The organism is Mesorhizobium sp. LSHC420B00 (assembly GCF_000503055.1).
Classification (GTDB): domain Bacteria; phylum Pseudomonadota; class Alphaproteobacteria; order Rhizobiales; family Rhizobiaceae; genus Mesorhizobium.
The window spans coordinates 319,345-342,761 of record NZ_AYVY01000001.1; the positions used below are offsets into that span (position 1 = coordinate 319,345).

Sequence of the window (23,417 nt, forward strand, 5' to 3'; positions counted from 1 at the left end):
AGCCTCTCACTCCGCTGGAACACCCCTCATCCGTCTCGGCGCTGCGCGCCGATCCACCGCCCTGGGCGAGCCACGGGTCTCGTCCCGTCCTTCGGACCCCACAAGGGGAGAAGGGAAGACGCGCCAAGGCTATGCCAATTCCTCGGAATGCCGGATATCGACGCCATACTCCGCGGCGGCATCGAGCATCGTGTGCCACAGGCTCCCGGCAAACGTCGCGAACACCAGGAGATTGAACACCGCCTGTCCATCCGGCCAGTCATTGCCGCGCCAGAGATTGATGCTGGTGTGATCGACCGATGTTGCGGCGGCGGTGCCGACCGGAAATGCCGCCGGGTGCAGGTCTAGTGAAGACAATTTGGCCAGCATCGAGCGCGCTTTTTCTCCCGAAACGCTGATCAGGACGCGCGCATGCGACTGGTCCGATAGCGAGGCGGATTGCGAGAACGCCTGGCTCAGCGGTTCGATCGCGTGCTTGCCGGCATTGGACAGGACGAGGAACTGATCCGGTCCCGACCAGATCAGCGTAGCGTCGGGAACTCGGACCGCCTTGGGCGTTTCCGGTGCGGCAACGCCGAAACGGGCCTGGGCAGCTTTTGCCAGCTCCGCCGTTTTGCCGCGCCGCGCCATCACCTGGATCAGGTCGAAATTGCGGATTTCCGTCAGCCAAACGCCGGCCTCGGTGCCGCGCGCGCCATGGGCGCCGACGACGAGCGCGTGCTCCAGCGGACTGCGGGCAATCCAGGAAAACTCAGCCACGCTGGCGCCCTCCATCCGGATCGTAGAAGACCGGGCTGCACAGCTCGACATCGTAGTCTTCGCCGCGCAGCGGGTCATGCGTATGGACGATCTCGCCGATGCGCTCGCGGCCGCATTCGACCAGGCCAAGCCCGATCCACTGGTCGAGCGTCGGCGAGAAGCAGACCGAGGTGACGTAGCCCTGGTCGTTGTCGGGACCGGGTGTCTTGTCCTTCGGAATGATATGCGCGCCGGAACGCAGGCGGCTTGCCTTATCCGTCGGCTTGATGCCGACCACGACCTGCCGGTCCGGGGCGACCAGCGCCTCGCGCCCGGCCATGACGCGGCCGATAAAATCCTTCTTGGTCGACATCATCTTGCCGAGGCCTAGGTCGGCGGCCGTCGTCGTGCCGTTCAGCTCCGGCCCGGCGACATGGCCCTTTTCGATGCGCATGACGCCGAGCGCCTCGGTGCCGTAGGGCGTAACGCCGAATGGCTTCCCGGCCAGCATCAAATTGCGCACCAGCGCGTCGCCGTAACGGGCGGGAACCGAAATCTCGAACGCCATCTCACCGGAGAACGAGATGCGGAACAGCCGTGCCCTGGTGCCGCCGCGAAGCGATACCTCGCGCGCCCCCATGAACGGAAAACCTTCATTCGACAGATCCTCGGCCGGATCGACGATTTCCCGGAGCAGGTCCCGGGTCCTAGGTCCAGCGATCGAGAATTGCGCCCACTGGTCAGAGACGGAGGTGAGCTGGACGTCGAGCTCAGGAAATAGCACCTGCCGGCAGAATTCGAGATGCTGCATCACCAGCCCGGCCTTGGCGGTGGTGGTGGTCAGGAAATAATGGTCCTCGGCCAGCCGCGAGGTGGTGCCGTCGTCATAGACGATGCCGTCCTCGCGCAGCATCAGCCCGTAGCGGGCTTTTCCCACGGCAAGACTGGAGAAGGTGTTGATGTAGACGCGGTCGAGGAAAGCGCCGGCGTCCGGGCCGTGCACGTCGATCTTGCCGAGCGTCGAGACGTCGCAGAAGCCGACGCCGGAGCGCACCGCCTTGACCTCGCGCGTCACCGATTCCAGCCAGTCCTTTTCGCCGGCGCGCGGATACCATTGCGCGCGCTTCCACAGGCCGGTGTCGACGAACACCGCGCCCTGTTCGGCTGCCCAGTGATGCGACGGCGTCAGCCTCGTCGCATGGAAGTTCTCGTCGCGATGATGGCCGGCGAAGGCGCCGATAGCGACCGGCACATAGGGCGGGCGGTAGATCGTCGTGCCGGTCTCGGGAATGGATTTGCCTGACAACGTAGCCATGATGGCGAGGCCGGCGACGTTCGAGGTCTTGCCCTGGTCGGTGGCCATGCCGAGCGTCGTATAGCGCTTCAGATGCTCGACCGATTCGAAACCCTCGCGCTGCGCCAGTTCGATGTCGGACGCCGTGACATCGTGCTGGTAGTCGACAAAGGCTTTGCCCTTGCCGGCGACATGCCAGAGCGACGTCAGCGAAAACGCCTCATCGTCGGCGACCGGCGGCGTGCCGGCATTGCCGCTGCGCCCGGCACTCTGTGCTGCCGCCGCTCCTGCGGCAAAGCCCTGGCGCAGGCAGTCGCCCAGCCCGAAGGCGCCGTTGGCGGCGCCTGCGGCCATCATGCCCGGAGGCGCACCGTCCGGGACGAAGGCTGCGATGTCGTCCTGCCATTTCGGCCGGCCGCGATGGTAGGAGGTCAGCCCGACCGCCGGATTCCAGCCGCCGGAGACGGCAAGCCCGTCGGCTTCGACTTCCGCCCGTGCGCCGCCGGTCAGCGAGATCGCGATTTTCCGGACGCCGGCCTTGCCGCCTTCGACCCCGTTGACCGAGCCGCTGAGCACCGGAAAGCCGGCCTTGGCGGCGAGCGCGCGATGTGCGGCGGAGACGTCCGGGCGCGCATCGACGACCGCCGCGATCTGCAATCCGGCGGCGAGCGCGGTCTCGACCGTGCGCCAGCCATCCGCATTGTTGGTGGACAGCGCGATCCTCTTTGCCGGCGCCGCCGCGTAGCGCGCGACATAGGTCCGCATCGCCGAAGCCATCATCACGCCGGGCGTGTCGTTGCCGGCAAACACGATCGGCCGCTCGATGGCGCCGGCGGCAACGACGCAGCGCCTAGCCACGATCCGCCATAGCCTTTGGCGCACTTGGTGCTCTGGCGGGGAGGGCAGGTGGTCATTGACCCGCTCGATCGCGCCATAGGTGCCGCCATCATAGACGCCGAACAATGTCGTGCGGTTCATGATGCGGATATCGGGGAGTGCTGCGAGTTCGGCCAGCGTGCGCGAAATCCATTCGGCCGCCGGCAGGCTGTCGATGGTGCCGCCGTCGGCAAGCAGACGGCCGCCGAACGCAAAATCTTCCTCGCACAGGATGACACGGGCGCCGCTGCGCCCGGCCGCCAATGCCGCCGCGAGCCCGGCCGGGCCAGAGCCGGCGATCAGCACGTCGCAATGCGCCCACGCCTTGTCGTAATGGTCGGGATCGGCGACGCCGGCGGCGCGGCCGAGACCGGCGGCTCGGCGGATCGCCGGTTCGTAGACCGCTTCCCAGAATTTCGCCGGCCACATGAAGGTCTTGTAGTAGAAGCCGGCGACGAAGATCGGCGCAAACAGCTGGTTGACCGCCATCAGATCGTGGCGCAGCGACGGCCAGCGGTTCTGGCTGGCGGCCTCGAGCCCGTCGTAAAGTTCGGCCGTGGTCGCCTTGGTGTTCGGCTCGCGCCGCGCTCCGCTGCGCAGTTCGACCAGCGCGTTGGGCTCCTCCGACCCGGCGGTCAGGATGCCGCGCGGGCGATGGTATTTGAACGATCGGCCGATCAACTTGACGCCATTGGCAATCAGCGCCGAGGCCAGCGTGTCGCCTTGGAAGCCGGCAAAGCTCTTGCCGTCGAAGCGGAAGCTCAGCGGCGCGGCGCGATCGATGAGACCGCCGCTCTCCAGCCGGTGTGTCTGCGCAGGGCCAACCATCAGGCGCCCACCTTGGCGGCGCCAACGCCCGCAGCCGGCTCGACCGACGAAATCTCGTGCGTCAGCGTGTTGCGGGCGACCTTCAGCCAGGCCCGGCAGCCGCCGCCATGATACCAGTATTCGCTCATCGGCCCGGCGACATTGTCGCGCAGATAGACATAGTCGAAGACCTCGTCTTCGGAGGAGCCGGCCGCCGGACGCACCGGCCTGGCGTCGCCCAGATAGGTGAACTCGCCGAGTTCGCGTTCGCCGCAGAAGGGACAGACAATGCGCATGCTTCTTCAGCCAGCCTTCAATGCAGGTTCGGTTGGGCGCCCTGGCCCTTTTCGTCGATCATCGCACCTCGCCGGAAGCGGTCGAGACGAAAGCGAGTAGCCTCCTTGTGCGGCTCGTCGCGCGCCAGCAGATGGGCAAAGACCAGGCCGGAGCCGGGCGTCGCCTTGAAGCCGCCATAGCACCAGCCGGCGTTGAGATAGAGCCCGTCGACCGGTGTTTTGTCGATGATCGGCGAGCCGTCCATCGACATGTCCATGATGCCGCCCCACTGACGCAGAAGCCGTATCCGGCCGATCATCGGCATCAGCGCCATGCCGCCTTCGCAGACGTCTTCCATGACAGGCAGATTGCCGCGCTGGGCGTAGGAATTGTAGCCGTCTATATCGCCGCCGAAGACCAGGCCGCCCTTGTCGGACTGGCTGACGTAGAAATGCCCGGCGCCGAACGTCATGACATTGGGGATCAGCGGCTTGATCGCCTCGGAGACGAAGGCCTGCAGCACATGGCTTTCGATCGGCAGCCGCATGCCGGCCATCGCCGCGACGCGCGACGAGGAGCCGGCGACCGCCATGCCGACCTTGGCCGCGCCGATCCTGCCGCGGCTCGTCTCGACGCCGGTCACCTTGCCGCTGCCGTCGCGGATAAAGCCGGTCACTTCGCAATTCTGGATGATGTCGACGCCGAGCGCGCTCGCCGCATGCGCGTAGCCCCAGACCACGGCATCGTGTCGTGCCGTGCCGCCGCGTCGCTGCAAGAGGCCGCCCTGCACCGGGAAACGTGCGTTGTCGAAGTTCAGGAAGGGCATCATCTTCCTGACCGCCGTCAGATCGAGCAGTTCGGCATCGATGCCGTTGATGCGCATGGTGTTGCCGCGCCGTGCGTAGGCGTCGCGCTGCGCGTCGGAATGGTAGAGATTGATGACGCCGCGCTGGCTGACCATGGTGTTGTAGTTGAGGTCCTGCTCCATCCGTTCCCACAGCTTCATCGACAGCTCGTAGAAGCCGGTATTGCCGGGCAGCCCGTAATTGGAGCGGATGATGGTGGTGTTGCGGCCGGCATTGCCGGAGCCGATCCAGCCTTTTTCCAGCACCGCGACATTCCTGATGCCGTACTCGCTGGCGAGGAACCATGCCGTCGCCAGTCCATGGCCGCCGCCGCCGATAATCACCACGTCGTAGTGGCTCTTCGGGCTGGCGTCGCGCCAGGTACGCTGCCAGTTCTTATGGCCGGAAAATGCCGCCCGGGCGAGGGAGAAGATCGAGTATTTCATGAACCTGTTTCGCGCCGGGCGTGCAACAATTCCGGATCAGATGTCGAGCGTGTGGTCGCGCTCCCACTGGGTGAAGTGGGAAGCATAGGAATTCCATTCCTGTTGCTTGAGCTTTAGATAGGCCGACGAGAATTCCTCACCCAGCGCCGCCTTGAGCGATTTGTCGTTGTCGAACTCGCGCAATGCGTCGAGCAGGTTGAGCGGCAGCTTCGGCGCCCCTTCGACCGTATGGCCGAACTGGTACATGTCGATGTCGTAGCGCCGGCCGGGATCGGCCTTCGAGCGGACACCGTCGAGCCCGGCGGCGATGATCACGGCCTGCAGCAGATAGGGGTTTGCCGCGCCGTCGGGCAGGCGCAGCTCGAAGCGGCCGGGGCCGGGCACGCGCACCATGTGGGTGCGGTTGTTGCCGGTCCAGGTCACGGTGTTCGGCGCCCAGGTGGCGCCGGAGATGGTGCGCGGTGCGTTGATGCGCTTGTAGGAATTGACCGTCGGGTTGGTGATGGCGGCAAGCGCGGAAGCATGTTTCATGATGCCGCCGAGGAAATTCCTGCCCTTGGCCGACAGGCCGAGTTCCATCGCATTATCGGCAAAGACATTGGTCTTGCCGTCCCTGTCCCAAACCGAGATGTGGGCATGGCAGCCATTGCCGGTCAGGCCCTGGAACGGCTTCGGCATGAAGGTCGCGCGCAGCCCGTGCTTTTCGGCAACGGATTTCACCATGAATTTGAAGAAGGAATGCTTGTCGGCGGTCGCCAGAGCATCGTCGAAGGCCCAGTTCATCTCGAACTGGCCGTTGGCGTCCTCATGGTCGTTCTGGTAGGCGCCCCAGCCGAGCGCCAGCATATGGTCGCAGATCTCGGCGATGACGTCGTAGCGGCGCATCACCGCCTGCTGGTCGTAGCAGGGCTTCGACGCCGTGTCGTATTCGTCGGAAATCGTCTTGCCGTCCGGCGAGATCAGGAAGAACTCGGCCTCGACGCCGGTCTTGATGTGCATGCCGTCGCCGGCGGCCTCGGCGATCAGCCGCTTCAGCGTGTTGCGCGGCGCCTGCTCGACCGATTTGTCGTCCATCATGCAGTTGGCGGCGACCCAGGCGACTTCGGGCTTCCACGGCAACTGGATCACCGAATCCGGATCCGGCACGGCCAGCATGTCGGGATGCGCCGGCGTCAGGTCGAGCCAGGTAGCAAAGCCGGCAAAGCCGGCGCCGTCCCGCTGCATGTCGGCGATCGCCTGCGACGGCACCAGCTTGGCACGCTGCCCGCCGAACAGGTCGGTGTAGGATATCATGAAATATTTGACGCCCTTCTCCTTGGCGAAGGCGGCGAGATCGTTCCCCATTATAATTCCTCGCTTACTGGCATTTTGGTTTGTCTTAGAAGCCGTTCTTGCCCGGTATCCAGTTGGTGCCGGTCAGCGGCACGCCGGCCATGGCGGCGGCTTCGATCGTCAAGGCGACAAGATCCTCGGGCTCGAGATTGTGCAGGCTGTTCTTGCCGCAAGCGCGGGCGATTGTCTGAGCCTCAAGTGTCATTACCTTAAGATAGTTCGCCAGCCGTCGTCCGGCCGCAATCGGATCGACCCGTTTCATTAGCTCGGGATCCTGCGTGGTGATGCCGGCCGGGTCGCGTCCCTCATGCCAGTCGTCATAGGCGCCGGCGGTGGTGCCGAGCTCGTTGTATTCCGCTTCCCAGCGCGGGTCATTGTCGCCGAGCGCGACAAGCGCTGCCGTGCCGATCGACACCGCGTCGACGCCGAGCGCCAGCGCCTTGGCGACGTCGGCGCCGTTGCGTATGCCGCCGGAGACGATCAGCTGCACCTTGCGGTGCATGCCGAGATCCTGCAGCGCCTGCACAGCCGGCCTGATGCAGGCAAGCGTCGGCTGGCCGACATTTTCGATGAACACTTCCTGGGTTGCCGCCGTGCCGCCCTGCATGCCGTCGACGACGACGACATCGGCGCCCGATTTCACGGCAAGCGCGGTATCATAATAGGGCCGCGCGCCGCCGACCTTGACGTAGATCGGCTTTTCCCAATCGGTGATTTCGCGCAGTTCGAGGATCTTGATCTCGAGGTCGTCCGGCCCGGTCCAGTCGGGGTGGCGCGAGGCCGAGCGCTGGTCGATGCCTTTCGGCAGCGTGCGCATTTCGGCAACGCGGTCGGAAATCTTCTGGCCGAGCAGCATGCCGCCGCCCCCGGGCTTGGCGCCCTGGCCGACGACCACCTCGATCGCATCGGCGCGGCGCAGATCGCGGGGGTTCATGCCGTAGCGCGACGGCAGGTACTGGTAAACCAGCGTCTTCGAATGGCCGCGCTCTTCCTCGGTCATGCCGCCGTCGCCGGTGGTGGTCGAGGTGCCGGACAGCGTCGCCCCGCGGCCGAGCGCTTCCTTGGCCGGACCGGACAGCGAGCCGAAGCTCATGCCAGCAATGGTGATCGGGATCTTCAGCTCGATCGGTTTCTTCGCATAGCGCGAACCGAGCACGACGCTGGTGTCGCAGCGCTCGCGATAGCCTTCGAGCGGATAGCGCGAGATCGAAGCGCCGAGGAACAGAAGGTCGTCGAAATGCGGAAGCTTGCGCTTGGCGCCGGCGCCCCTGATATCATAGATGCCGGTCGCCGCGGCGCGGCGGATCTCGGAAAGCGTATAGTCGTCGAAGGTCGCGGATTTGCGCGGCGTCGTCGGCGGGTTGCGATAGGTCATGCTGCCTCAATACGCATCGGCGTTGTCGATATTGAAATTGTAAAGCGTGCGCGCCGAACCGTAGCGCTTGAACTCCGCCGCCTTGACGCCGGTCACGCCGGCACGGTCGAGCAGGTTTTGCAGCAATTCCAGGTGTTCGGGCCGCATCTCCTTGGCGATGCAGTCGGCGCCGAGGCTTTCGACCTTGCCGCGCACGAAGAGCCGCGCCTCGTAGATGGAATCGCCGAGCGCATCGCCGGCATCGCCCAGCACCACGAGGTTGCCGGATTGCGCCATGAAGGCCGACATGTGGCCGATATTGCCGTGGACGACGATGTCGATGCCTTTCATCGAGATTCCGCAGCGCGACGACGCATTGCCTTCGATGACCAGCAGCCCGCCCCGGCCGGTGGCGCCGGCATACTGGCTGGCATCGCCTTTGACGACGATCTGGCCGGACATCATGTTTTCGCCAACGCCGGGCCCGGCCGAACCATGCACGGTGATGGTGCCGCCGTCGTTCATGCCGCCGCAATAATAGCCGACGCTGCCGCGGACATCGATGGCGACCGGCTGGTCGACGCCGACGGCGACCGAATGGCTGCCGCGCGGATGCAGTACCTCCCAGGCGGTCTCGTTCGAACCGGGAGCCAGATCGTGCAGCGCCTGGTTGAGCTCGCGCAGCGACATTTCGGCCAGGTCGAAGACCCTCGATGCCTGGCCCGGCTCGCGCGCGGCCTTGGAGAGGTTAATTGCCGGCATAAGATCAATGCTCCCAGAAATAGACGGTTGCGGGCTCGGGTTCCCAGACCTTCGCATTGTCTATGCCGGGCAGTTTGGTCAGCGCACGATATTCCGAGCCGAAGGCGACATACTGGTCGGTTTCGGCCATCACGGCGGGCTTGCAGGCGATCGGATCGCGCACCACGCCGAAGCCATTCTTGGTGCCGACGACGAAGGTGAAGAAGCCGTCGAGGTCGCTCAGCGTGCCTTCCAGCGCCTCGCCGAGGTTCTTGCCATGCGCCATCTGCGAGGAGAGATAGGCGGCCGCGACTTCGGTGTCGTTCTCGGTCTCGAATGTCATGCCTTCGCGGATCAGCTCGCGGCGGACATTGTTGTGGTTGGACAGCGAGCCATTATGCACCAGGCACTGGTCGGCGCCGGTCGAGAACGGATGCGCGCCCATCGTCGTCACCGCCGATTCGGTCGCCATGCGGGTATGGCCGATGCCGTGCGTGCCGGTCATCTCGCGGACGCCGAACCGATCGACGACCGCTTCCGGCAAGCCGACTTCCTTGTAGATCTCGACGACGTCGCCGGCGCCCATGATGCGGATGTCGGGGCGCAGCGCCTGGATCGCCTCGCGCGCTTCGTCGATCTTGGCAGGCGTCGTCCTGACCACCGCATGCGTCGACTTCGCAGCCAAGCTCACCGGCGCGCCGATCGCCTTGGCGAGGTCGGCGTCGAGGCCGCGGAAATCGCGCTCCGGCTTGGCCGACTGGATGGTGATCTTGGCTTCATTGGAAGACGCGCCATAGATGGCGATGCCGGCGCTGTCGGGACCGCGATCGCTGAGCGAGATCAGCATCTCCGACAGCATCGCGCCAAGCTGGGGCTCAAGCGACTTGTCCTTCAAAAACAGTCCGACGATTCCGCACATGTCAGGCTCCGAGATTTGTTCCCTTGGAGATGTATCGAATGAGTCCCGGGAATTCAATTAGTATGAAAAAAATTTTCCTGTCGTTATATATCGGCTCAGGCGCTGCCGGCCGCACTATCGCTGCGCTTGCCGCCATTGTGAACCCATTTGGCATGGCGGACGCGGGCGATCTTGTAGGCATCCAGGATCGACAGGGCATAGATCAGGAAGCCGCCGGCATGCCGGCCGATGAAGCTGGCATCCGGCGGCGCGATCTTGGCGGTGACCCAGGCCAGGATCACCATGAAAAACAGGAACTGCAGGCCGCGCACCGGCACACCTAGCACGACATGCCCGCTCGCCGGCAAGACGATCGCGGCGCCGAGAACCAGATACGGGTTCGGTGGCGCGGGGGAGGTGGTGCTCTGCCTGCTCATGCCGCTTGCCGTTCGCTTTGATTGATGGCATCGCGCAGTGCCGACGCCGACGACAGCAGCCTCTCGACCAGCGCCGGATCGAGCCTGACCGTGCCGAATTCGGCTTGCCGGAACACGCCATAGCGCGCCCGCTCGGCCTCGGCCAGCAGCCAGACGATGCGCACGCCGTTCGGCGTGATCAGCAATTCCTTGGCGCGCCCCTCGACAAAGACATCGAGGTGGTCGGTGATAATGGCGTCAGGGAAGCGCACGCCCTTGCGGTCGCTCCGCAGCACCGCTTCGGCTGGAAATTCCGCCGCCTTCGGCAGTGTATGGTCGAGATGATCGAAATTGGAAAAAGTCGTCGGCGATCCTGGCCGCATCATCATGTCGAAAGTGCCTGGCACCGCGACTTTTTCGTTGATCGAAACGCTCAGCCAGCGCGCTGGCAGCTTCCTGATCGCCAGCGTGTCAACGATGGTCCGTACCTGCACCCGCCGGCCGTTCCACGAGCCGGCGAAGGTGACGACGCCGGCGGTGCCGTCCGAGACGTTGGCCACGTCGGGAATGATTTCGCGAAGTCCCGCTTCGTCGGCGGCAAGTGCGGTCGAAGCCTTGTTGCGGTTGGCGCGCGCAAACCAGGTCATGTGGAGGACGAGAGCCAGGGCAACCGCCCCGGCGAGCAATGCTGAGATCACCTAACGCACCTCGTCACGCAAATGCCCGCCCAGACAGGGCGCGCCCTCCTGTCAGTACCCCTGTGGTTTCGGCCACGGCATGGTGAACTGGGCACCGCGGCGCACGAATCTGTAGCGGTAGAAATGGAACCATAGCGAGATCAGGAAGTAGAAGGCGACCATGGCGATCAGCTGCGAGCCGAAGCCGAGGAAGATCGCAAAGAAGGTGACCACGCAAAGGCAGAACAGCACGATCGCCGGCAGCGGATGGAAGGGATGGGTGTAGCCGCGGCGGATCGAGCCGAGCGGCCACTTCTTCCTGAACATGATGATGTTGATGCTCATGAAGGTGTATTGCAGCACGCCCGACAGGATCGAGAAGGTGATCGCCTGGTTGAGGTCGGCGATGAAGGCAAAGGCCAGCGCGATCGGCAGCAGGAACAGGATCGAGCGATAGGGCGTGCGGTATTTCGGATGCACCGCCGAGAACCAGGTCGGCAGATAGCGGTCGCGGCCAAGCGAGAACCAGGCGCGCGCGGCGTCGTTGATGCAGCCATTGGCCGAAGCAAGTGCAGCAAGCAGCGTCGCGATGAACAACAGGTTCTCCAGCAGCGGGCTGCCGGTCAGCTTGCCTGCGTCCCAGAGCGGATAATAGGTGATGCCGAGATATTCCCAGGGCATCAGCGAGGCGCAGACATACCAGGTCATGGCGGCGGCGATCAAAAGCGTAATCATGCCGGCCATCGTGCCGTAAGGCAGCGAGCGCGCCGGCGAGCGAACTTCCTCGGCGGCCTGCGTGGTGCCCTCGATGCCGAGATAGTACCAGATGCCGAACTGGAAGGCGGCGATGACGCCGATCCAGCCATAGGGCAGGGCGTTGCCGGGGGTGACCAGCTCGTTCAGCTTGAGCACGGCGCCTTGCGTCCACGGGCTGACCGAGAAGAACAGGATGACGATCGAGACATAGGCGATGGCGGTGATGACGAAGTTTACGTTGAGCGTCATCAGCACGCCGCGATAGTTCAGCCATGCCAGCACGACGATGGTCGCGGCGATGAAGGAATTGTGGTTGAGGCCTTCGACGCCGGCCTTGGCGACGATCGTGTCGCCGAGCAGGATAGCGTCCGACACTTCGAGCATGGTGTAGGCAAAGACCAGGAACAGCGCGACGTTGAAGGCCATCAGCGGCCCGACAATGTGCTTTGCCTGCGCATATTGGCCGCCGGCGGCGGCAACCGTTGAGGTGACTTCGGAATCGATCATGGCGACCGAGGTGTAGAGCAGGCCGACGATCCAGCAGACGATCAGCGCCGCCAGCGCGCCGCCCTTGTCCGCCGCGAAATTCCAGCCGGTGAATTCTCCGACCAGAACAATGCCGACGCCGAGTGCCCAGACATGGGCGGGGCCGAGCACCCTGAGCAGCGAAACCCTGTCGCCTTGCACTTGCACTGCCGGTTCAAGCGTGACCGTCATCGTTCAATCCCCTACTCAGATCCGGTGTTTTTCGGACACGGCTTCAAGTTCGCCTTCCCTGGACGAGGTCAGCACGTCTTCGGAAAATGTCGTGTCGATCTTGAACCAGTCGTAGAGCATCCACAGCGCGAGCACGATCGAGATGCCCCAGCATGCGTAAGATAGTGCCACCCACATGACGATGCTTCCCGGTTTATTTGTCGTCGAATTTTTCGTTGATGACGTCGCGGTATTCGCGGTCCGATGCGCGGAACAGAAAGATGAAATAGCCGATCAGCACTGCGGCCATGATGATCAGCGTCGGCCAGTCGATGATGTAGTGGAACCGGTTCTGGATGATGTCGTGCGCGGTTTCCGGCGTGTAGCCGAGCTTTTCCCAGATCGAGGCCATGGTCGGGTTCTGGCCGAGCGCTTCCCACGTCTTGGCGTCGAGCGCGTCGATGGATTTTGCCGCCCCTGCCAGCCCCAGTTTCAGCGGCAGCCACAGCGCGACAAAAATCGCGACCACGACGACGGCGATATCGAAAACCTGTCCGGCCTTGCTCTGTTCGGGCGGTGTGTAGCGGGCCATGCGTCTCCCCCTCAGGACTTGCGGTTGCGGTAAGCGTCGGCATTCTTGATGTCGAGGCCGTAGATGAAGTCCTTGTCTTCCTTGTAGTGGTTGACCATCGCCAGGATGGCGGCCGTGTTGAAGATCAGCACCGCGGCGGCAGCGACCGCGACGACTAGCTTGATGCCTGCGTCGGGGATGTACGGCCATGTCATGAAGAGGACGAAGAGGATCGTCGCCCACAGACAGACGATTAGGAGCACCGATCCACGAAGGTCGGAACGGTACAGGGCTTCAATGCGCTGCTGCATGTCGGACATCGGTTCCCCTCCATCGCTCTCTTTCAAGAGAGTGAAATTTTTTTCATAACTTCAAGCCGAACTCCGCAATTGTCAAGACGATTTTACGCAACGTTAACTGTTTGTTTGACCAGCCGGATTTTGCCTGACAATGAAATTATTTGCTTGCGGGTATTGCAGGCTCTCGGCGTTTGCGATCAATATTCGGGCAACGCTCCCGCCAGGGAGCAGGGGAAAGCAAGAAGTTTTTTCGAACGGAGGACCAGCGGATGACGGCATCCTGGAGATTTTCGGCCCTTGCGGACCGCCATCGCGCGCTCGGCTCGAAGCTCGAAGACTGGAGCGGCATGGGCACCGCGTGGACCTACGACAAGGACGCCGACGAAGAGTATATCGCCATCCGCACCAAGGCTGGCCTGATGGACGTGTCCGGCTTGAAGAAGGTCCACATCACCGGGCCGCACGCCTCGCACCTGATCGACCTGGCGACGACGCGCGACGTCGAAAAGATCTATCCCGGCAAGTCGGCCTATGCCTGCATGCTGAACGAGGCCGGCAAGTTCACCGACGACTGCATCCTCTACCGCACCGGCCCGAATTCCTGGATGGTGGTGCATGGCTCGGGCACCGGCCATGAAGAGCTGCAGCGCGCTTCGGTCGGTCGTGACGTGTCGCTGCGCTTCGATGACAATCTGCACGACCTTTCGCTGCAAGGCCCGACCGCCGTCGACTATCTGGCAAAGCATGTGCCGGGCATTCGCGACCTCAACTATTTCCATCACATGCAGACGCAGCTGTTCGGCTTGCCGGTGATGATCTCGCGCACTGGCTACACCGGCGAGCGCGGCTACGAGATCTTCTGCCGTGGCCAGGACGCCGGCACGATCTGGGACAGGATCCTCGACGAGGGCAAGAGCGCCGGCATCATCCCGTGCCGCTTCACCACGCTCGACATGCTGCGCGTCGAGAGCTACCTGCTGTTTTACCCCTACGACAATTCGCAGAAATACCCGTTCGAGAACGAAGGCCCCGGCGACACGCTGTGGGAGCTCGGCCTCGATTTCACCGTCAGCCCCGGCAAGACAGGCTTTCGCGGCGCCGAGGAGCATTATCGCCTCAAGGGCAAGGAGCGCTTCAAGATCTTCGGCGTGCTGCTCGAAGGCAAGGAGCCGGCCGACGAGGGCGCGCCAGTCTATCGCGACGGCAAAAAAGTCGGCGTGGTGACCTGCGCCATGTATTCGCCGCTGGTCAAAAAATCGATGGGCATCGCCCGGCTCGACGTCGACTGCGCGGTACAAGGCACCAGGCTCGAGATCCGCAACAAGAGCGGCGCCATCAGCGCAACCGCCGAGCCGCTTCCGTTCGACGATCCGAAGAAGACCAAGCGCACGGCGAAAGGCTGAGGCATACTGCGGGTATGGCAGCGAAAAGCATCATCAGCCGGCCGGTCTATGGGACCCTGTCTCCGCAGCCCGGCAAGCATCATCTTTTCATAGCGGATGCAGAGGGAGCGCTGGCCATTGCCGATCTGGCCGCCAAGGCACCGGCGGATTTCTTCGGCGGCGCCCACATCATTTTCATTCCCGGCCGCGACAGCAAATATGCCGATGTGCTCGAAGCGCTGAAGCCGGCGCAGTTCTACCTCGGCCATTCCTTTGCCAGCGCTTTGCCGCGGCTGAAGCAGACGCTGGCAAACGCGCATATGGGACTCAGGCTCTACCTTGCCGGCACCGAAGGGCTGATCGGCCAGGCCATGCAGGCGGCGCTCGAAGCCGGCATCGACCACACCTCGATCCAGACCGAGCATCGCGGCTCGCTGGCGCGCCGCATGCAGTGCGTCCACTGCAAGGGCATCACCGAGAATGTCACGACGCAGCCGGCGACCTGTTCGCATTGCGGCCTGCTGCTTCTGGTGCGCGATCACTATTCGCGGCGGCTCGCCGCCTTTCAGGGCGTCTGCATCAACGCCGAGGACCGCAGTGAAATTCCTCCGACGGAGGAGGTCTTTCGATGAGCACCGGCACCACCAAGCTCGACGTCATCGTCAGCGATGTCGTTCCGGTCAACGAGTTGGTGACGCGCTTTCACTTCCGCAGGCGCGACGGCGAGCTCTTGCCGACCTTTTCCGGCGGCGCCCATGTCGTCGTCGAGATGCGCGATGGCGAACGCACCAGGCTCAATCCCTATTCGCTGATGGGCTCGCCGCTCGATACCCGCGAATACACCATCTCGGTTCGCCGCGACGACGCCGGCCGCGGCGGCTCGCTGTTCATGCACAGGCAGGTCAGGCCCGGCACCGAGATGGTGGTCAGCTATCCCGTCAACCTGTTCTCGCTCGATCTGCGCGCCAGGAAGCATCTGATGCTGGCCGGCGGCATCGGCATCACCCCGTTCATGGCGCAGACCGCGCAGCTGGCGGCGGAAGGCGGCAATTTCGAGTTGCATTACACCTGCCGCACCGCCTCGCTCGGCACCTATGCCGACCTGCTCAAGGAGCGCTACGATCGCCGGGTCAGGCTCTATCACGACGACCGCGACGAGCGCGTCGATCTCGACCGGCTGTTGTCGTCGCAGCCACTCGGCACGCACCTCTATGTCTGCGGCCCGTCCGGCATGATCGGCTGGGTGCGCGAGCGTGCCGCCGCCCTCGGCTGGCCTCCCGAGACCGTGCATTTCGAGCATTTCGCGGCCCCGCAGCCCGGCGCGCCCTTCGACGTGACGCTGGCGCTCAGCGACAAGACCATCAGTGTCGACGAGCAGCAGAGCCTGCTCGAGGCGATCGAGGCGGCCGGCGTCGATCCGCCCTATCTCTGCCGCGGCGGCGTCTGCGGCCAGTGCGAGACCAACGTCATTTCGCATGACGGTAAATTCATCCACAACGACCACTGGCTGAGCGAGGAAGACCACCGTTCGGGCTGCAAGATCATGCCCTGCGTCTCGCGCTTCGAGGGCCGGTCGCTGGTGCTGGAAAGATAGGAGGCGAGCTTGGGCATCACCTTTCGCAAGGAAACCTTTCGCGACGACTTCACCTTCAGGAACAGCCCCGAGCACATCAGGCGGTTCCCGTTCCCGTTCCACGAAGACAGCTACATGTATGCGGTCAACATCGAGCCGCATGTCGTCGGGCCGAAGGGCAGCGTGCTGCAGAATTTGATCGACGTCGACGAGCACTATGTCGCCGAGATGCAGGACCGCGCTTTGGTGCTGGCCGAGGATCCGCTGCGCTGCCAATCGCTGCCGCACATGACGCTGGCCGGCTGGGATCTGCTTGAGCTTTTGATGGAGCAGCAGGCGCTGGCCTATCCCGAGCATTTCACCCTGGCCCGCGACGGCGACCGCTGGCGCTGGATCAACCGGCCGCTCGGCATCGACGACAGCTTCACCTTCGGTGACGTCTCGACGCTGCCCTATGGGCCGATGGAATACATCACCCGCCAGAGCCAGGGCGATTTCTGCATCCTCGACCAGCGCGACGGCAATCTGTGGATGGATGCCGGCATGGTCACCACCCAGGCCGACTGGTCGCTCGATTTCGACATCGGCATGAACTTCTTCGAATGGCACGCGCCGGTGCCGCTGGCGCATGAGAAGGGCATATTCGTCCGGGCGCTGAAGTTCCTCACCAATATCCAGCAGGGTAAGCCGGCGCGCCGGCTGAACTGGACGATGACCATCAATCCGCGCCTCGATACCAGCCCGGAAAATTACCACAAATGGGGTCCGGACCGCGCCACGGTGACGCCGGAAAATGTCGGCGACAAGGTTCATCTGCGCGTCGAGCTGCAGAGCTTCTGGCGGCTGCCGCGCTCGAATGCGATCGTGTTCCCGATCCGCTGTTACCTGATCAAGATGGACGAGCTGGTGATGCAGCCGAAATGGGCACGGCGCCTGCACCGCGTCATCCGCGACCTGCCCGAGGAACTCGCCACCTACAAGGGCCTGACGCGCTACCGCGCGACGCTCGTCGAATGGCTGTCGAAGTTGGATGACGGCAGTGCGACGTCGCCGGGGTTTGGGCCGGATTGAGTTTTTCTTGCCCCTGTTGGCGCTGCCCTAAAGCAGCCAATCTCCCCCCTAGAGGGGGAGATGCCCGGCAGGGCAGAGGGGGGCGCCGTGGAGCGCCGGCCTTGCCCAATCTCCACCCCAGCGCCTCCGCGAAGCTCACGACGCGCCGCCCAGCCCAGCCACGATCACGACATGCTGACAGACATTGTCGATATCGCGAATGACATCGTCGTTCCAGAAGCGCAGGACCGTCCAGCCCAGCGCTTCGAACTTCGCGGTTCTTGCAGCGTCCGATTCCGACGTTTCGGCCTGGCCATGCTGGGAACCATCAAGCTCGACGATCAGCTTTTTGTCCGGGCATGCAAAATCGACGACATGGCCGGCGATAGGCATCTGGCGTCGAAATCCCAGTCCCATCAACCTGTGTGCCCTGATCTCATTCCAAAGCTTGAGTTCGGCATCGGTCATCACCTTGCGCATCTTGCGCGCATTGCGGCGGTTGTTGGCGGATACTAGATTATGCGTCATCGCGGTTCGCCCCCCTCTGTCCTGCCGGACATCTCCCCCTCAAGGGGGGAGATCGAATGTCACTTCGGCTTCGCCAATCCCCAATGCTGCAAAGAGTAGCCGTCGCGAAGCCGCCGATCTCCCTCACGAGGCGACCAAGGGGAGATCGAGCTCCGCTCACCCCGCGCTCTGCGGGTAGCAAATGATCGACAAATAGCGCATCGGCAGAACGGTCAGCACTTCCGGTCCGTGCGGTGCGTCGGCGTCGAAGAATAGGCTGTCGCCGGGCTTCATCGGGTAGAGATTGCTGCCGTGCCGGTAAACCACTTCGCCTTCGAGCATATACAGGAACTCCATGCCTTCGTGCTGGAAGGTCGGAAACACGTCGGAATCTTCGGTCAGCGTGATCAGATAGGGTTCGACGACGACGCCGCTGGTGTTGGAGCCGATATGGCCGAGCAGATTGTACTGGTGGCCGGCGCGCGTGCCGCGGCGCTCGACGTCAAGGCCTTCCCCGGCCTTGACAAAGACGGCGCTGCGCTCTTCCTCGAAGCGGCGGAAGAATGCGGTGACGGGAACGCCGAGTGCCCGCGACAGCGCCTGCAACGTGGTCAGCGACGGCGAGGTGATGCCGTTCTCGATCTTCGACAGCATGCCAAGCGAAATGTCGGTGGCGGCCGCCAGATCGGCGACGGTGATGCCGAGCTTCTTGCGGAATGCCCGCACCTCGCGGCCGATCGCGACCTCCAGCACTTTTTCGCGAGTGTCGCGAATGGCGTGCGGGTTCTGGGTGAGCGGCGCGCGCATCTTGCGCGGATCGATTACAGCAACCGACGGCTTGGCTTTGCCCGCGGCGGCTGCCGCAGGCTTTAGACTGGTCGCTTTTTTCGCCATTTCGCCACCCCGGACCTTGCCGATTCATTTCACTCACGGTGAACATATTCGGTGCCGATACAGAAGCGCAACTCTTACGGCAAGCCACCCGTGTCGAATTGCGCAATGTCCGGATTTCGCCCGAGCTACCGCGTCGCTTGGAAATCCAGCGTGGTGAAACGAGGGTTTCGCGACAAGGCCTGTTGACAGCATCGAAGGGGTAATTACTGTCCTGTCAGTGAAATTTGTTTCGTTAGAGAAATGAGATCGGGAGGCCCGAAATGAAAGATCGTGTTGCCGTCATCGGAGCCGGGCCGTCCGGCATGGCCCAGCTCAGGGCCTTCAAGTCGGCCGCCGACAACGGCGCCGACATTCCCGAGATCGTCTGCTTCGAAAAGCAGTCCGACTGGGGCGGCCTGTGGAACTACACCTGGCGCACCGGCCTCGACGAGCACGGCGACCCGGTGCACGGCTCGATGTACCGCTATCTCTGGTCGAACGGCCCGAAGGAATGCCTCGAATTCGCCGACTATACGTTCGAGGAGCATTTCGGCCGGCCGATCGGCTCCTATCCGCCTCGCGCCGTGCTGTGGGACTACATCAAGGGCCGTGTCGAAAAATCCGGCGTGCGCCAATGGGTGCGCTTCAACAGCCCGGTGCGCATGGTCACCTTTTCCGATGCGACGAAGAAGTTCACCGTCACCGCGCATGACCGCACCAACGACGTCACCTACTCGGAAGAGTTCGACAATGTCGTCGTCGCTTCGGGGCATTTCTCCGTGCCCAACGTTCCTTATTTCGAGGGCTTTTCGACCTTCAACGGCCGTATCCTGCACAGCCATGACTTCCGCGACGCGATGGAATTCAAGGGCAAGGACATTTTGATCATCGGCCGCTCCTATTCGGCCGAGGACATCGGCTCGCAATGCTACAAATACGGCGCCAGATCGATCACCTCCAGCTACCGCTCGAAGCCGATGGGCTTCAGATGGCCGGAGAACTGGAAGGAAGTGCCGCTGCTGCAGAAGGTCGTCGGCAAGACCGCGCATTTCAAGGACGGCAGCACCAAAGACGTTGACGCCATCATCCTGTGCACCGGCTATCTCCACTCCTTCCCGTTCCTGACCGAAGATCTGAAGCTGAAGACCGCCAACCGCATGTGGCCGGACGGGCTCTACGAGGGCGTCGTCTGGGAGAAAAACCTGAAGCTGTCCTATATCGGCATGCAGGACCAGTTCTACACCTTCAACATGTTCGACGCGCAGGCCTGGTTCGCCCGCGACGTCATCATGGGCCGCATCAAACTGCCCTCGGCCGATGCGATGGCCGAGCACGGCAAAAAGTGGCGGGCACGCGAGGAAACGCTGGAAGACGCCGAGCAGATGATCTGGTTCCAGGGCGACTACACCAGGGAGTTGATGGAGCAGACCGACTATCCCGGCTTCGATGTCGAGGCTGTCAATCAGACCTTCATGGAGTGGGAGCACCACAAGGCGGAAGACATCATGGGCTTCCGCGACCATTCCTATCGCTCGCTGATGACCGGCACGATGGCGCCGCTGCATCACACGCCCTGGCTGCAGGCGATGGACGATTCGATGGAGAGCTATCTCGAGGTGAAGGGCGTGGCGGCGGAGTAGGCAAGTCCGAACGACGATTGCCTTGCCTCAGACAACGTCCCGCGCCGGGTCGGCCGCCAGCGCCAGGGAATTTGCGACGTGCTCGAGGTGCTCCTCGCTCAAGATGCTGGTCGCGACGCGCACGGCACTGGTCTTCCCGGTCGAAAACTTGGCCCCGGCATGGACCGCGATGCCGTGGGCAGCCAGCGTGACCATTGCGTAAGGTTCCGAAGCAACCGGAATGAGGACGCTGAGACCGTGTCCGGCGTCGATCCCGACATTGCGTTTCGCCAGTTCGCCGGCGAGCCGTTCGCGACGGCGGCGGTACACTTCCTTCGCCTGCTCGACCAAGACAGCCGTGGCCGGGTCTTGCAGCAGCCAGGCGGTGGCCGCCTGCAGGATACGGCTGGTCCATCCCGAGCTGAAGCTGCGATAGGACTGGATCTGTTCGACGATCGTCGCCGATCCGGACAGCACGGCGAGCCGCAGGTCCGGGCCATGGGTCTTGGAATAGGACAGGATGTGGACGACGCGATCGGGAAAACGCCGGCCAAGCGAAATGCCCGGCGCATCGGCAATATCGCCAACGCCGTCATCTTCGACAATCAGCACGTCGGTGCCGGCGAGCAGGTCGCCGATGACTTCCAGCCGCGCCGACGACATGCAGGCGCCGGTCACCGAATGGACGCGCGGCTGGAATAGGAACGCGACCGGCCGCTGCCGCAGAGCGTTGGCGAGCGCGTCGGGCAAGGGGCCGTCACTGTCGCAGTCGACCGGGATGATCGGCACGTCGAGATCTTCGAGGATGTCGAGCAGGCGAAGCGCCGTCGGATTCTCGATGGCCACAGGCGCCCCCGTCGGGACCAGCGCATGCAGCAAGGTGTAGATGGCGTTGTAACCGCCATTGGTGGCCAGGAACGCGCCGGGATCGTACGGCCATGACGGGCGCACCGCGGCCTCCAGCTCGGGCAGGATGCGCACCCGGTCGTAGCTGTTGAGCTTTTCGGCGCGCGCGCCATGCGCCAGCGCGATGTCGAGCGGCGGCAAGAGCTTCACATCGGGCTCCGCGATCGCCAGGTTCAGAATGTCCGCACCGTAATTGCCGCCGCTCATGTGGCGCTCGGGCCGGGCGGCAAAGCGGTTGCCCATGATCCAGGTGCCGTTGCGCCCGCGGCCGCCGATGATCTTGTAGCGCCGCAGCTCGCTCCACGCCTGCGAGACCGTCGCCGGGCTGACGCCGAGCACATAGGCAAGATCGCGCACCGGCGGAAGCTTTGCGCCGACAGGCAGCGCGCCGCTTCTGATCAGCGCGCTGGTCTCGCGCGCGATGCCGCGCGTCGTGCGGTCACCGAGGCGTTCAGCGAACCATCCTGCATCGAAATCCATCGAATCAACGACTGTCAGTGTGAATGTTCAGTAACATAATAACATTTGATCGGCCAAAAATAAACATTTACCAATCGCCGGTCAAACATAGCTTTGAAGTTCATGCCGATGCCCGCCTCCACCACGCCCGTCTCCATCACCATAGCCACCCGCGATTGGGACTACCTCACTCCCTTGGTCCTGGGTGACGTCACTTCGAGCCGCCTGTCGGTGAAGGTCGACCGTGTCGCCACGCTGATCCCGGATCTCTGCACGGATCCGAACTACGATGCGGCGGAGGTCTCGTTCAGCCGTTATGTGTCGGCCATGGCGTCGGGCCGGGATACGGTGGTTGGAATACCGTGTTTCATCATGCGCGGCTTTCGCCACCGCTGCATCATCACGGTCAGTGACAGTCCGCTGGTACGGCTCTCCGACCTTGCCGGCAAACGCATCGGCGTCACCGGCTGGCGCGATTCCGGCAACACATGGACGCGGGCGGCACTTCGCCGCGAAGGTGTCGGCGTCGAGGACGCCTACTGGTTTGCCGGCAGGCTGACATCCGAGCACCCGGTCGCCGACCGCCTCGACGGATTCGGCAGGCCGGGTCGCATCGAAGCAGCGCCAGGCGAGCGCCCGATGATGGAGCTGCTGGCGCAAGGCGAGCTCGACGCCGTTTTCACACCCTTCATGCCGGACGGCTTTTTCGGCCCGGCTTCCGGCTTCCGGCAAGTGCTGCGCGATTTTCGCGCGGCCGAACGCGCCTATTTCGCCGACGTCGGTTATGTCCCGGGCATGCATCTGGTCGCCGTCAAGGCCGTCCTGGCCAGGGAGCACCCCTGGCTGCCGCAGGAACTCGCCAGGCTGATCGACGAAAGCCAGCGCGTCTGGACGGGCAAGCGCCGAAAATATGCCGATACCTCGCCCTGGATCCTCGAGGAGCTGCTTCATGCGGGGCGCGACCTGCCTGCCTCCTGGAACGCCAGCGGCCTGCCCGCCAACCGGCGCATGATCGAGGATTTCGTCACCGAGCTACATGCCCAGGGCATTCTGACGGAACCGATTTCCGCCGAAGCCTTGTTTCCTTTCGACGCCAGGTCGCGGGCCACCGCAGCCTGACAACGCGCAACGAAGAACACGAAGGAGAATGCCATGAGGACAATCAGCTTCATATTCGCCTCGCTCGTCACCATTCTGGCGCAGGCCAGCTTCGCCCAGGATATCCAGAAGCAATCGGTGAACGAAGATTTGCGGGCCCGGCTGCCGGAAGAGATCCGCACGGCGGGAAAGATCACGGCCGTCAACAACGGCTCGTTCCCGCCCTATGAGATCGTCACCGGCACCGAACTGACCGGGGCAACCAGGGACATTTCCGACGCCATCGGCCAGCTGCTCGGTGTCGAAGTCGATCACGCCTCGGTCGCCGGCTTGCCGGCCTTGCTGAGCGGCATCAATGCCGGCCGTTATCAGTTCGCGATGGGACCTGTCGGCGACTATCCCGACCGCCAGAAATCCAACGACTTCATCGATTGGGTGCGCGAATACGTCGTCTTTTCCGTCGAGAAGGGCAATCCGCAAGGCATCACCTCGCTCGACACGGCGTGCGGCAAGCGCATCGCCGTGATGTCGGGTGGCTCAGCCGAAAAGGTCATCAAGCAGCAGGCGCAGAAATGCACCGAGGGCGGCAAGCCGGCCGTCGAGGTGCAATCCTTCACCGACCAGCCGAGCTCGATACTGGCCGTCCGGTCGAAGCGCTCCGACGCATTCTTCTCCTCGCAGGCGCCACTGACCTATTTCGTCGAGCAGGCGAAGGGCCAACTGGAACTTTCAGGTGTCGGCCAGGCCAATGGCTTCAAGGACATCTATCAAGGCGCCGTCGTCAAGAAGGGCTCGCCGCTGGGCGGTGTACTACTCGACGCGTTCAAGATCCTGATGAAGAACGGCACCTACGCCGCGGTGATGAAGAAGTGGGGTCTCGAGAAGAACATGATCGACGCGCCCGGCATCAACCAGGGACAGTAGAGGC

The 23,417-nt window shown here is 63.5% G+C and carries 24 protein-coding genes; 7 read left to right on the plus strand and 17 right to left on the minus strand.

What is annotated here, in order from left to right; translation table 11 throughout:
• Nucleotides 1-129: 129 nt before the first annotated feature.
• The 14 genes from X760_RS42245 to X760_RS42310 form a co-directional block, all read right to left on the minus strand.
• Complete coding sequence (locus tag X760_RS42245; RefSeq protein WP_023716758.1) at nucleotides 130-759, minus strand: sarcosine oxidase subunit gamma family protein; 630 nt, start codon at nucleotides 757-759, stop codon at nucleotides 130-132.
• A complete protein-coding gene (locus X760_RS42250) occupies nucleotides 752-3,736 on the minus strand; it encodes a sarcosine oxidase subunit alpha (RefSeq protein ID WP_023716759.1) in 2,985 nt (994 codons plus the stop codon). Before X760_RS42250 ends, X760_RS42245 begins: the two co-directional genes overlap by 8 nt.
• Complete coding sequence (locus X760_RS42255; protein ID WP_023716760.1) at nucleotides 3,736-4,011, minus strand: sarcosine oxidase subunit delta; 276 nt, start codon at nucleotides 4,009-4,011, stop codon at nucleotides 3,736-3,738. The genes X760_RS42250 and X760_RS42255 overlap by 1 nt, the downstream gene beginning before the upstream one ends.
• A 17-nt stretch (nucleotides 4,012-4,028) precedes the next feature.
• Complete coding sequence (locus tag X760_RS42260; protein WP_023716761.1) at nucleotides 4,029-5,282, minus strand: sarcosine oxidase subunit beta family protein; 1,254 nt, start codon at nucleotides 5,280-5,282, stop codon at nucleotides 4,029-4,031.
• Nucleotides 5,283-5,318: 36 nt separating this feature from the next.
• Entirely contained in the window at nucleotides 5,319-6,626 is a 1,308-nt protein-coding gene (glnT, locus tag X760_RS42265) for a type III glutamate--ammonia ligase (protein WP_023716762.1), read from the minus strand.
• 34 nt (nucleotides 6,627-6,660) lie between these two features.
• Nucleotides 6,661-7,989, minus strand: a complete 1,329-nt coding sequence (locus tag X760_RS42270; RefSeq protein ID WP_023716763.1) for an FMN-binding glutamate synthase family protein — start codon at nucleotides 7,987-7,989, stop codon at nucleotides 6,661-6,663.
• 6 nt (nucleotides 7,990-7,995) lie between these two features.
• Nucleotides 7,996-8,730 carry a GXGXG domain-containing protein gene (locus tag X760_RS42275; protein ID WP_023716764.1) on the minus strand — a complete coding sequence of 245 codons (735 nt, stop codon included), beginning with the start codon at nucleotides 8,728-8,730 and terminating at the stop codon, nucleotides 7,996-7,998.
• A gap of 4 nt (nucleotides 8,731-8,734) precedes the next feature.
• Nucleotides 8,735-9,628 carry a glutamine amidotransferase family protein gene (locus tag X760_RS42280; RefSeq protein ID WP_023716765.1) on the minus strand — a complete coding sequence of 298 codons (894 nt, stop codon included), beginning with the start codon at nucleotides 9,626-9,628 and terminating at the stop codon, nucleotides 8,735-8,737.
• Nucleotides 9,629-9,723: 95 nt separating this feature from the next.
• Nucleotides 9,724-10,044, minus strand: a complete 321-nt coding sequence (locus X760_RS42285; protein WP_031193328.1) for a hypothetical protein — start codon at nucleotides 10,042-10,044, stop codon at nucleotides 9,724-9,726.
• A complete protein-coding gene (locus X760_RS42290) occupies nucleotides 10,041-10,721 on the minus strand; it encodes a hypothetical protein (protein ID WP_023716767.1) in 681 nt (226 codons plus the stop codon). The genes X760_RS42285 and X760_RS42290 overlap by 4 nt, the downstream gene beginning before the upstream one ends.
• A gap of 51 nt (nucleotides 10,722-10,772) precedes the next feature.
• Entirely contained in the window at nucleotides 10,773-12,173 is a 1,401-nt protein-coding gene (locus tag X760_RS42295) for an amino acid permease (RefSeq protein WP_031193329.1), read from the minus strand.
• A 15-nt stretch (nucleotides 12,174-12,188) separates the two neighbouring features.
• Nucleotides 12,189-12,350, minus strand: coding sequence for a hypothetical protein (locus tag X760_RS74210; RefSeq protein ID WP_023716769.1), 162 nt, complete (start codon nucleotides 12,348-12,350; stop codon nucleotides 12,189-12,191).
• A 16-nt stretch (nucleotides 12,351-12,366) separates the two neighbouring features.
• Complete coding sequence (locus tag X760_RS42305; protein ID WP_023716770.1) at nucleotides 12,367-12,744, minus strand: hypothetical protein; 378 nt, start codon at nucleotides 12,742-12,744, stop codon at nucleotides 12,367-12,369.
• Between the two features lie 11 nt (nucleotides 12,745-12,755).
• Nucleotides 12,756-13,043, minus strand: a complete 288-nt coding sequence (locus X760_RS42310) for a hypothetical protein (protein WP_023716771.1) — start codon at nucleotides 13,041-13,043, stop codon at nucleotides 12,756-12,758.
• Between the two features lie 248 nt (nucleotides 13,044-13,291).
• On the opposite strand from X760_RS42310, the gene X760_RS42315 reads away from it, so the two are divergent.
• The 4 genes from X760_RS42315 to X760_RS42330 are packed head-to-tail and all read left to right on the plus strand — an operon-like array spanning nucleotide 13,292 to nucleotide 17,048.
• Nucleotides 13,292-14,425, plus strand: a complete 1,134-nt coding sequence (locus tag X760_RS42315; protein WP_023716772.1) for an aminomethyltransferase family protein — start codon at nucleotides 13,292-13,294, stop codon at nucleotides 14,423-14,425.
• A gap of 14 nt (nucleotides 14,426-14,439) precedes the next feature.
• Nucleotides 14,440-15,036, plus strand: a complete 597-nt coding sequence (locus X760_RS42320) for a dimethylamine monooxygenase subunit DmmA family protein (RefSeq protein WP_023716773.1) — start codon at nucleotides 14,440-14,442, stop codon at nucleotides 15,034-15,036.
• Nucleotides 15,033-15,998, plus strand: a complete 966-nt coding sequence (locus X760_RS42325; RefSeq protein WP_023716774.1) for a PDR/VanB family oxidoreductase — start codon at nucleotides 15,033-15,035, stop codon at nucleotides 15,996-15,998. Before X760_RS42320 ends, X760_RS42325 begins: the two co-directional genes overlap by 4 nt.
• 9 nt (nucleotides 15,999-16,007) lie before the next feature.
• Complete coding sequence (locus tag X760_RS42330; protein ID WP_023716775.1) at nucleotides 16,008-17,048, plus strand: DUF3445 domain-containing protein; 1,041 nt, start codon at nucleotides 16,008-16,010, stop codon at nucleotides 17,046-17,048.
• Between the two features lie 135 nt (nucleotides 17,049-17,183).
• Here X760_RS42330 and X760_RS42335 read toward each other — a convergent pair whose 3' ends face one another.
• On the minus strand, nucleotides 17,184-17,555 hold the full coding sequence (locus tag X760_RS42335; protein ID WP_023716776.1) for a DUF559 domain-containing protein: 372 nt from the start codon (nucleotides 17,553-17,555) through the stop codon (nucleotides 17,184-17,186).
• Between the two features lie 156 nt (nucleotides 17,556-17,711).
• On the minus strand, nucleotides 17,712-18,428 hold the full coding sequence (locus tag X760_RS42340; RefSeq protein WP_023716777.1) for an XRE family transcriptional regulator: 717 nt from the start codon (nucleotides 18,426-18,428) through the stop codon (nucleotides 17,712-17,714).
• A gap of 260 nt (nucleotides 18,429-18,688) precedes the next feature.
• Between X760_RS42340 and X760_RS42345 the strand changes: the two genes are divergently transcribed.
• Nucleotides 18,689-20,047, plus strand: coding sequence for an NAD(P)/FAD-dependent oxidoreductase (locus X760_RS42345; protein WP_023716778.1), 1,359 nt, complete (start codon nucleotides 18,689-18,691; stop codon nucleotides 20,045-20,047).
• Nucleotides 20,048-20,074: 27 nt separating this feature from the next.
• Here X760_RS42345 and X760_RS42350 read toward each other — a convergent pair whose 3' ends face one another.
• Nucleotides 20,075-21,412, minus strand: a complete 1,338-nt coding sequence (locus tag X760_RS42350) for a PLP-dependent aminotransferase family protein (RefSeq protein ID WP_023716779.1) — start codon at nucleotides 21,410-21,412, stop codon at nucleotides 20,075-20,077.
• A 108-nt stretch (nucleotides 21,413-21,520) separates the two neighbouring features.
• Here X760_RS42350 and X760_RS42355 point away from each other — a divergent pair, with 108 nt between their 5' ends.
• Together X760_RS42355 and X760_RS0136885 are read left to right on the plus strand one after the other, a co-directional pair.
• A complete protein-coding gene (locus X760_RS42355) occupies nucleotides 21,521-22,510 on the plus strand; it encodes a nitrate ABC transporter substrate-binding protein (RefSeq protein ID WP_031193330.1) in 990 nt (329 codons plus the stop codon).
• 33 nt (nucleotides 22,511-22,543) lie between these two features.
• A complete protein-coding gene (locus tag X760_RS0136885; protein ID WP_031193332.1) occupies nucleotides 22,544-23,413 on the plus strand; it encodes an ABC transporter substrate-binding protein in 870 nt (289 codons plus the stop codon).
• Nucleotides 23,414-23,417 lie beyond the last annotated feature (4 nt).